Raw genomic sequence first — 8849 nt, 5'->3', positions numbered from 1 at the left:
GCGGTATGTATTGATGAAACAGGTATGGCGAAAGTATTTGGAGTAAGTAAGGCTTATTTCATTTTGTCGGATAGTTTGAAAAAACCTGAACTTTGTGAACCGGGACAACCGCTGGAATGGAATCACAACGGCGAAGCGCTGAAGGTATATGAGATCCAGGCCAGCGATACCGGTAACGGCAGCTTCCAGGTAGCTGATTTTGATCCGGCTAAAGCCAGCGGCGGCGCCTGGTATTGGTGGTGGGTGGAAAAAGGACAGCTGAAGAAAAAAGCAATTTGATTATTCTATTAATAAAGTCAGATATGAAAGGCAGGTTTGGTATTTTATTTTTACTGGCGGCGTTTTTTGTTTTACCTGTAATGGCGCAGCAGAAGGCATCTTCCTATGTATTGGTGATCCATGGCGGAGCGGGCACTATTCTTAAAAAGAATATGACCCCGGAAAAGGAAGCGGCGTATAAATCATCATTGAAGAAAGCGCTGGAAACGGGGTATAAGATCCTGCAATCGGGTGGTAGCAGCCTGGATGCAGTAGAAGCTACCGTTAGGGTGCTGGAAGATGATTCCCTGTTCAATGCAGGCAAAGGCGCTGTGTTTACCCACGAAGGGCGCAACGAGCTGGATGCCGCTATCATGAATGGTAAAACGAAAGCGGCAGGCGCAGTAGCCGGCGTTACCACCGTGCGTAACCCCGTGAGCGCGGCAAGGGCCGTGATGGAAAAATCGGAGCATGTAATGATGGTAGGACCGGGCGCAGAAAAATTTGCCAAAGAAGCGGGACTGGAAATTGTAGATCCTTCATATTTCAGAACTGAAACACGCTGGCAGGGGCTGCAACAGGCCATCCGGGAAGATTCCCTGGCTGCGGCTAAATCCAACGCCTATACGAACCCTGAGAAGTTTGGCACTAAGAACAGGGATTATAAATTCGGCACCGTTGGGGCGGTGGCGCTGGATCAGCAGGGCAACCTGGCGGCGGCTACTTCCACCGGCGGTATGACCAACAAGAAGTACGGCCGTATTGGAGACTCGCCCATTATTGGCGCCGGTACATATGCGAACAACGAAACAGCGGCCATCTCCTGCACCGGCTGGGGCGAGTTTTATATCCGCAACGTGGTGGCTTATGATCTGTCTGCTTTGATGGAATATAAAGGACTTTCTGTGCAGCAGGCAGGTAATGCCGTGATAAAAAAAGTAGGGGATATGGGTGGCGATGGCGGTCTTATTGCGCTGGATAAAAGAGGGAACATGACCATGTCTTTCAATACCGAAGGCATGTATCGCGGCGCTGTTACGAAAGATGGTAAAATTGAAGTGGAGATTTATAAGTAAGTATTAAAATAACGAACGGATGCGGGGCGTAGTACCCGCATCCGTTCGTTATTTTCACTCCAGTGGTCTTTTGGGTGAGTCATCTTCTTCCAGTGTGTTCTGATTGATATCCTCGTCTGTAATATCCCTTTCTTCCAGCAGTTCATCTACCTGTACATCGTCCTCTTCTTCTTCCAATAAATCATCTGAAGTATCATCTCCCTGTCTTGATTGTTCATCCTGGTTCCCTTTGGAAGGCACCGGCTGTTGCTGCTGATTAATTACGTCGTCCGGTTGAAGTTCATCCTCACGGAGCGGCCCTGGCGTTTTAGGAATAGTGGTCATAAGCAATGGTTTTAGGATCACATCCCAAACATCACACCACTAAAAAACTGTTTGATTTACAACAGGGAATGAAAAACAGCTGCGTAAATAAATACACACTGAACGGGAATTAATTATTCATATACCACTTTACTGGTTTTAAAAACAGTGCTCCATTTGCTGATGAACCCGGCAGGAAGGGTTTCTGTTTTCTGTGCAATAAATACGGCATGAAAGGATTTGGGGCCCTGTATTACATAATACAGTTGCGATTCAGGGTTGCCTGCACCGGGTGTTTCCACTTTGAACAGCGCCCAGCGCCGTTGCGGGTTGTTTTCTTTTCCCAGCAGGGTAGTTTTTGCCTGCGAGGCATTTTTTGCTGCGGCTTCAGAAAAACTTTTTACAGCAAGATCAATGTTATTGACCCTGGCATTTTCCATGGTCATATTGTTGAGAAGCAGCGTCCATTGCTGTGGCGTTTCATCCGCAGGAAGGAACTGCCGGGTAGCGAGGTTATCCACCTCGGTATCTGTGATGAGGACCCATTTCACACCGGCCGGTAACGTTATTTTAAGGCGTTCTTTGCGGGCTGCCTTACCTGTTAGGAAAGAAGTGCCTACCTGGTGAAATAAGGGCGTATATGCGGCGGAAAACGGCAAAACCGTAGTGGCTGTGAGCAGGTAGGTTTTATTATCGGAGTAATCGATAAAAATGCTGGCGAAGAAAGTGTCGGGCCTGTTTTCCTCCACGTGTATTTCATCCAGCCAGATCATTCTTTTGCCATTGCGCACAATACTACCGGAGTCTACCAGTTTGAAATAGGGGTTGCGGCTGATATAGTACAACAGTTTTTTAGTAACGGCATCCACATTGGAACGGGGCTCATCAATCACATTAATATTGAAGTTTTCCGGTTCAAAACGGGAACTGTCGGCCGAAAGCCGCCTTGCCATCAGCTTCAAAGCAGGGATCTGTTTGCTTTTGGTCACCTGCCATCCTGCGGGAATTCCTACGGAGAAATGATTGGCCGTATCGCGGTAACTGAGCAGTTGCTGGCTCCGGGCAATAAAAGAAAGTAACATAAAAGCGCACAGCAAAACATATTTCATCTGGCTAATTTATATACAAATAAAACATATTTACATTGAAAAGATAAAGCCTCCGGTCGGAGGCTTTATCTTTTTGCGGGCTAACGTTCAACGGACTAGTATTTAAGGCAAGTACTATACGCGGTTATCACCAGGGTAACGCAGCCCGTAAAACCTTTCCTGGTTGAACTGGTCGTGGTTGTAGAAGTCGCTGTTACCATCGTTATATGCCCCGGGTGTTACAAATACATTCCTGATATCCTGTTCCATATCCGGTGTAACAGTCACTCCTTTTTCATAAAACGGCAGGATATTGATCTGCATATGGGAAACTTCCGGCAGGAGCACAGTATCATCTTTCCCGTGCAGGATGGCTACCCCGATGGGCAATAGCACCTTACGCTCAGAAAGCCCCAGGCGGTTACCTTTCAGATTTACTACCAGGTAGCGCACCCTGCGGGAAGCGGGGTTAAATAACAGGTCATCTACTTTTCCAAGTTTATTGCCGTGTAAATCTTCCACTTCCCATTGCCTGACATCGGGCTGACCATCGGCAACCTCAAAGCGGCTGCCGCTTAATTCTTCAAGACGATTAGCTTCAGTAATAGACATGGTAATATTTTTTTAGATGAAGAATCAGGATCATGGTTGCGCTGCGGTGGTATCTGTTGCAGGCGCAACAGTATGGGATACGCTATCCGTAGCAATAATAGTGTCCTGGCGGGTATGGTTACCACTACGCATCAGCAGGAACAGGATAGCGGCAATGATAACAAGTCCCAGGATGAGCCATAACCAGGCCAGGCTTCTCTTTTTAGGTTGAACTTCCAGGTGTGCCATAGTTGTGCATTTAAGGTGGAATAATTCCGGATATATTCAACCGGAATGGTTCATACCTTCATCCGGCAATCATTATACCAATGCATGCCAGGAAGATTAGAAAGAGGGGAATGGCTTATGGGTGGCTGGTTTCATGGAATCTGGCGGTGCGAAGACAGGGGGATTCAGCCATTTATTGCAGTGTCTTTTTTTTCTACGTATTGCGGAAATTATCCCGTGTAAATACTCACTGCTATTAGCAGCAAGCCAAAGTAATGCTCTTCTTTCAGCTCCCTGCGCAATACCTGGAGGGCTTTGCTCATATGCTTTTCCACTGTTTTTACAGAAATGCCCATTTCCTGTGCAATCGCTTTGTAGCCCAGGTTATCGTAGTAGCTGAGCATAAATACTTCCCGGCATTTTTGTGGCAAGGTATTAAGGCTGCGGGCAATCCGGGTTTTCAACTCATGTTGCTCCAGTTGAACCGGCTGTACCATTTCCTGCTGGTGCGCCTGCCTGATCAATACCTGGTGATGGTTTTCTTTCAGCAATTTATTGCGCAGCTGGTTGGACACTTTGTATTTAACGGCATTGTTGAGATACCCGCTGATGTTAACATCTCCGGGCAGTTCATCTCTCCTGAGATATAAACTGGTAAAAACATCCTGTATAATATCCTTCACCTGTTCACGGTCTTTCAGGATACGGAATGCCTGGTTACCGAGCGCGATAACTGTAGCCTGGTACAACCTCTCAAAGGCTTTGGTATCGCCGCTTTTGGCCTGTTGCCATAAGCTATCGCATGTATGTTGACCAGTGGAGCAGATAAGCGTTCAGTTTTACCCGCAAAGATATCTACCGGGTAAAAGTTTCTATGTTAACTTATAGTAAACAACTTTTCCAATGTTAACTAAATATGAATTTCGCCTTTTTTGAGAAAATGGAGTGGGGGTAAATGCAGCTTTATGTGATAAGTATAGCAAACACCCATACTGATGACGCCATCGCGCCTGCAATATTTACTGGACCGATACCTGAACGGAACTGCTACGGAAGCGGAGCAGGCAGAGTACGATCATTGGTATGAGCAACAGCAAATGCCGGAAACAAACGCCTTCACTGCTGATGAAAGAAATGAAATGTATGCCGTTATAGCATCCCGTATCAAACGCAAAAACCGGGTGGTATACCTGCGCAGGGCAGCAGCTGCTGCCGCTGCAATAGTGATTGCTGCAGGTGCGTGGTGGATATTCCGCACCACATCGCTACCCGTGCAAAAAGTAGCTGTAAAGCAGCAATCGGCGCAGCCCGACAGCACGGTCATTGCCAATAGTAATAACGCTCAGCGGATGCTCCATTTACCGGATGGCTCGCAGGTAATATTATTTAAAGACGCGGAAATCCGTTTTGCCGCTCCGTTTGGTGCAAAGAACAGGATAGTGCGGCTACGGGGTAAAGGATATTTTAATGTTGCCCCCAATGCTCCTATGCCATTTACGGTATGGAGCGAAGGGGTATCCACCACCGCATTGGGAACCAGTTTTACCGTTACAAACAAACAGGGAGAAGTAAAAGTAATACTGCATACCGGGAAAGTAATGGTGAAAGCCAATGAGCAGGTGCGCTACCTCACACCAGGCCAGGCGCTTGTTTGCAATACGGCTACCGGGATGGCCCGTTTACAGTTTACTGCTTACAAAGCACCTGCTGCCCCGGCCATCGCCTATGGCGCTTTACGTGGCTTTGCCGCTACATTTGACCAGGCGCCGTTATCCGGCGTATTTGATACTATTTCCAGGGGATATCATGTGAACATACAGCTGAAGGCAAACACCTTTAACGATATCGTCTTCTCCGGGGTGATCCGGGACACCGATTCACTTGCCCAGGTGCTGCACCGTATCGCAATGCTGCACGATTTGAAAATTACATCAACAAATACAGGTTACCGTATAGAAAGAAATCATTAACTAAATATTTGCGCATTATGACACATCGCTACCTGCTAGTGAAGGGCAGAGCTTTGCCCGTGAACCAATCCAACAGGTTCCTTCATGGCTGTAAATTTATCAGCCTGTTGTTCCTGATGGCTTTTATCAACCTGCTGCCGGCACAGGCGCAAAAGAGAACATGGATCAAAGGTTTAATTGAAGATGAAAAAGGACAGGCCATACCAGGCGCATCTGTACAGCTGAAAAGCGGGCCCGACAGCCTGAAGAGTTTCGCCATCACTAACGAAAAAGGTGTATTCACTTTTGATGATTCCCATGTGCAGGGGCCCTTTGTGTTTACCATTGCCTATGTGGGTTATGTAACACAGGTGATCACCAAAAGCAGTATGGATCCGCAAAAAGAACAATCGCTTTACGTGGTAATGAAAGAATCTTCAGCGGCGCTTGGTGAAATAGTAGTGGTAGGTTATGGTACCCAAAAGAAGATCAATCTCACCGGTGCGGTAGACCAGGTAGGAAAAGAAGTATTTGAGAACAGGCCCATGACCAGCGCTACCAAAGGCTTACAAGGGGTATTGCCCAACCTGAATATTCGTATTACAGATGGTAAGCCCATCCGCGGCGCTACCTATAACGTGAGAGGCACCACCTCTATCGGTGCAGGCGGCAGCGCATTGGTGCTTATTGATGGCGTGCCGGGAGATCCGAATCTGTTAAACCCCAACGATATTGAAAGCGTGACCGTATTAAAAGATGCGGCTTCCGCCGCGATTTATGGCGCCCGGGGCAGCTTTGGCGTAGTGCTCATCACTACAAAAAATCCTGCTAAGAATAATACACAACTTACTTATTCCAGTAATTATTCGCTGAACGACCGCACCGTTAAACCCAACTTTGTGACTAACGGTTACGAGTGGGCCAAAAATTTTGATGAAGCCTATTACGCGTGGAACGATTATAAGTCGCACCCCGCTAAAGCCAACAGCGTATTCCCTTTTTCACTGGACTACCTCGATGAGCTGAAACGCAGGAACGACGATCCTTCCCTGCCCAAAACAGATATAGATCCCGCTACAGGCAACTATGTGTATTATGGAAATACGGATTGGTTCAAAGAGTTGTATGCAGATCAGAATCCTGGTACAGAACAAACCCTGTCGGCCTCCGGCGGCAATGCCAAATCGGAGTATTACCTCTCCGGAAGGTATATGTCGCAGCACGGGATTTTCCGTTACAATCCCGATAAGTTCAAAATGTATAACGTAAGGGCAAAAGGAGCGGTAAGGCCGTTCGACTGGCTGAAGCTGGAAAACAACTTCGATTTTTCCCAACGCACTTATTTTTTTCCTATCCTCAATCATCCCAGCAATACGCCGGTATGGAGAAGGATTTCGGATGAGGCGTTTCCCATTGCCATGCTAAAGAACCCCGACGGTTCGCTTACTGAGAACGCCGCTATTGTATTCGGTAGTTTTTTAACGGGAAATAATTACTCCGATCAAACGCAGCTGATGCTGAGAAATACTTCCCGTTTTACCACTTCTTTCCTGCATGATAAACTGCATGTGAACGGCGACTTTACTTATGCCTACACTTCCAGCGTGGAAACCCGTTTGTATACGCCGGTGCCTTACAGCAAGGCGCCCGGCCAAACGCTTACCCGCGGCGAAAGCAAAATGAATGAAGAGAATGATCGCACTACTTACACAGGTATGAACCTGTATGCGGACTATGAACATCGTATCGAAAAAAATACTTTCAAATTACTGGTAGGGTACAATTATGAAAACACCTTGTTCAAATCAAGGTATTACCAGCATGATGGGTTGATCAATCCGGGTATGCCCGATTTTTCGCTGATGAATGGCCTTAACTATGTACTTACGGGCGGCGGCTATGAGTGGCGTACATTGGGCGGTTTCTTCCGTGTAAACTATAACTACGATGAACGTTACCTGCTGGAAGTGAATGGCCGTTACGATGGTTCTTCCAAATTTCCCGAGTCCCAGCAGTTTGGCTTTTTTCCTTCTGCTTCTGCCGGGTGGCGCGTATCGAAAGAGAAGTTCTGGAACGTATCGCCTAAAGCAGTAAGCGATTTAAAGCTCAGAGCTTCCTATGGCGCGCTGGGTAATGGTAACGTAAACCCTTACCAGTTCCTGCAAACAATGACCGTGAGCAAACTGCAGATGGCCATCAATGGAGTGATTCCTGATTATACACAACAACCTAATGTAATTCCTAATGGTCTTACCTGGGAAAAATCCACTACGCTGAATGGCGGTATCGATGTATCGTTGCTGAACAGCCGGTTAAAGGTTTCCTTTGATAAATATACCCGTAACACCACTAATATGTTTACCGTGGGATTACCTGTTCCTGCTGTGTTTGGGGCCAGTGTGCCGAAAGGTAACTATGCCGATCTGAAAACAAAAGGCTGGGAATTATCCGTGAACTGGTCCGACCAGTTTAAGGCCGGCAGCAAACCTTTTGCTTATTCCCTTGGCGTGGTGTTGTCTGATTACCAGTCGTACATTACCCGTTTCAATAATCCCAATAAGCTGATCAATACCTATTACGAAGGTATGCGTGTGGGAGATATGTGGGGTTTTGTGAACGATGGTTATTTCCAGAGCCAGGATGAAATTGATAAGTACGATGTAGACCAGTCTTTTATCCGTGTATCCAATGCCAACAAACTGTTGCCGGGCGATATCCGTTTCAAAGACCTGGATGGGAATAAGAAAATAGACCAGGGCGATGGCACCGTAGGTAACCCGGGCGATCAGCGGGTGATTGGCAACACAGAGCCGCGTTATGCCTTTGGTATTACCGGTAGCGCCAACTGGAATAATTTTTTCCTGAGCTTTTTCTTCCAGGGTATTGGTAAGCGCGACTGGTGGCCGGGCACAGATGCTTCCCTTTTCTGGGGACAATACAACCGACCTTATAGCTGGATGCCACAGGAGATCATGGATAACCGCTGGTCGGAAACCAACCCGGATGCTTACTTCCCCCGTTTCAGGGGATACACGGCGCTTAATTCCAATGCAGAGCTCACCGTACAGCAATCGAAGTATGTGCAGCATGTAGCCTATATCCGTTTAAAGAACCTTACCGTTGGCTATAACCTGCCACAGGAATGGATTTCAAGGATCAAAATGAAAAATGCGAGAGTGTTCTTTACAGGTCAGAATTTGTGGACATGGTCGCCCTTATACCGTATCATGAAAACGCTGGACCCTGAAGTCATTGAAGGCTCTGATCCGGAGCTGAATAACAATGCTGCAGGTATTGGCGCGGGTAACGGAATGGCATACCCGATGCTGAAAACATATACCGTTGGTGTAAGCGTA

General features: G+C 47.1%; 9 protein-coding genes. 4 read left to right on the top strand and 5 right to left on the bottom strand.

The features are described 5' to 3' along the window. Positions 1-279: hypothetical protein (locus tag VIM72_RS08340; RefSeq protein WP_332002378.1), on the top strand; the 279-nt coding region annotated here is incomplete at its 5' end. Between the two features lie 23 nt (positions 280-302). Then, positions 303-1334: an isoaspartyl peptidase/L-asparaginase gene (locus VIM72_RS08335; protein WP_332002377.1), complete on the top strand. Its 1032-nt coding sequence runs from the start codon at positions 303-305 to the stop codon at positions 1332-1334. Positions 1335-1388: 54 nt separating this feature from the next. Here the strand turns inward: VIM72_RS08335 and VIM72_RS08330 are convergent, their stop codons facing one another. The 5 genes from VIM72_RS08330 to VIM72_RS08310 all read right to left on the bottom strand — a co-directional run bounded on the left by VIM72_RS08330 (position 1389) and on the right by VIM72_RS08310 (position 4371). Then, positions 1389-1658, bottom strand: a complete 270-nt coding sequence (locus tag VIM72_RS08330) for a hypothetical protein (RefSeq protein WP_332002376.1) — start codon at positions 1656-1658, stop codon at positions 1389-1391. 113 nt (positions 1659-1771) lie between these two features. Beyond that, positions 1772-2746, bottom strand: coding sequence for a hypothetical protein (locus tag VIM72_RS08325; protein WP_332002375.1), 975 nt, complete (start codon positions 2744-2746; stop codon positions 1772-1774). 114 nt (positions 2747-2860) lie between these two features. Further along, positions 2861-3337, bottom strand: coding sequence for a PRC-barrel domain-containing protein (locus VIM72_RS08320; RefSeq protein WP_332002374.1), 477 nt, complete (start codon positions 3335-3337; stop codon positions 2861-2863). A gap of 30 nt (positions 3338-3367) precedes the next feature. Beyond that, positions 3368-3565: a hypothetical protein gene (locus VIM72_RS08315; RefSeq protein ID WP_332002373.1), complete on the bottom strand. Its 198-nt coding sequence runs from the start codon at positions 3563-3565 to the stop codon at positions 3368-3370. Between the two features lie 209 nt (positions 3566-3774). Then, positions 3775-4371, bottom strand: a complete 597-nt coding sequence (locus tag VIM72_RS08310) for an RNA polymerase sigma-70 factor (protein WP_332002379.1) — start codon at positions 4369-4371, stop codon at positions 3775-3777. A 168-nt stretch (positions 4372-4539) separates the two neighbouring features. Between VIM72_RS08310 and VIM72_RS08305 the strand changes: the two genes are divergently transcribed. Beyond that, complete coding sequence (locus VIM72_RS08305; protein WP_332002372.1) at positions 4540-5514, top strand: FecR family protein; 975 nt, start codon at positions 4540-4542, stop codon at positions 5512-5514. Positions 5515-5531: 17 nt separating this feature from the next. Beyond that, a partial coding sequence (locus VIM72_RS08300; RefSeq protein ID WP_332002371.1) for a TonB-dependent receptor occupies positions 5532-8849 on the top strand: 3318 nt, incomplete at its 3' end.

Source organism: Chitinophaga sp. (genome assembly GCF_036569185.1).
Taxonomy (GTDB): domain Bacteria; phylum Bacteroidota; class Bacteroidia; order Chitinophagales; family Chitinophagaceae; genus Chitinophaga.
This window is presented reverse-complemented; position numbering and strand designations above follow the sequence as displayed.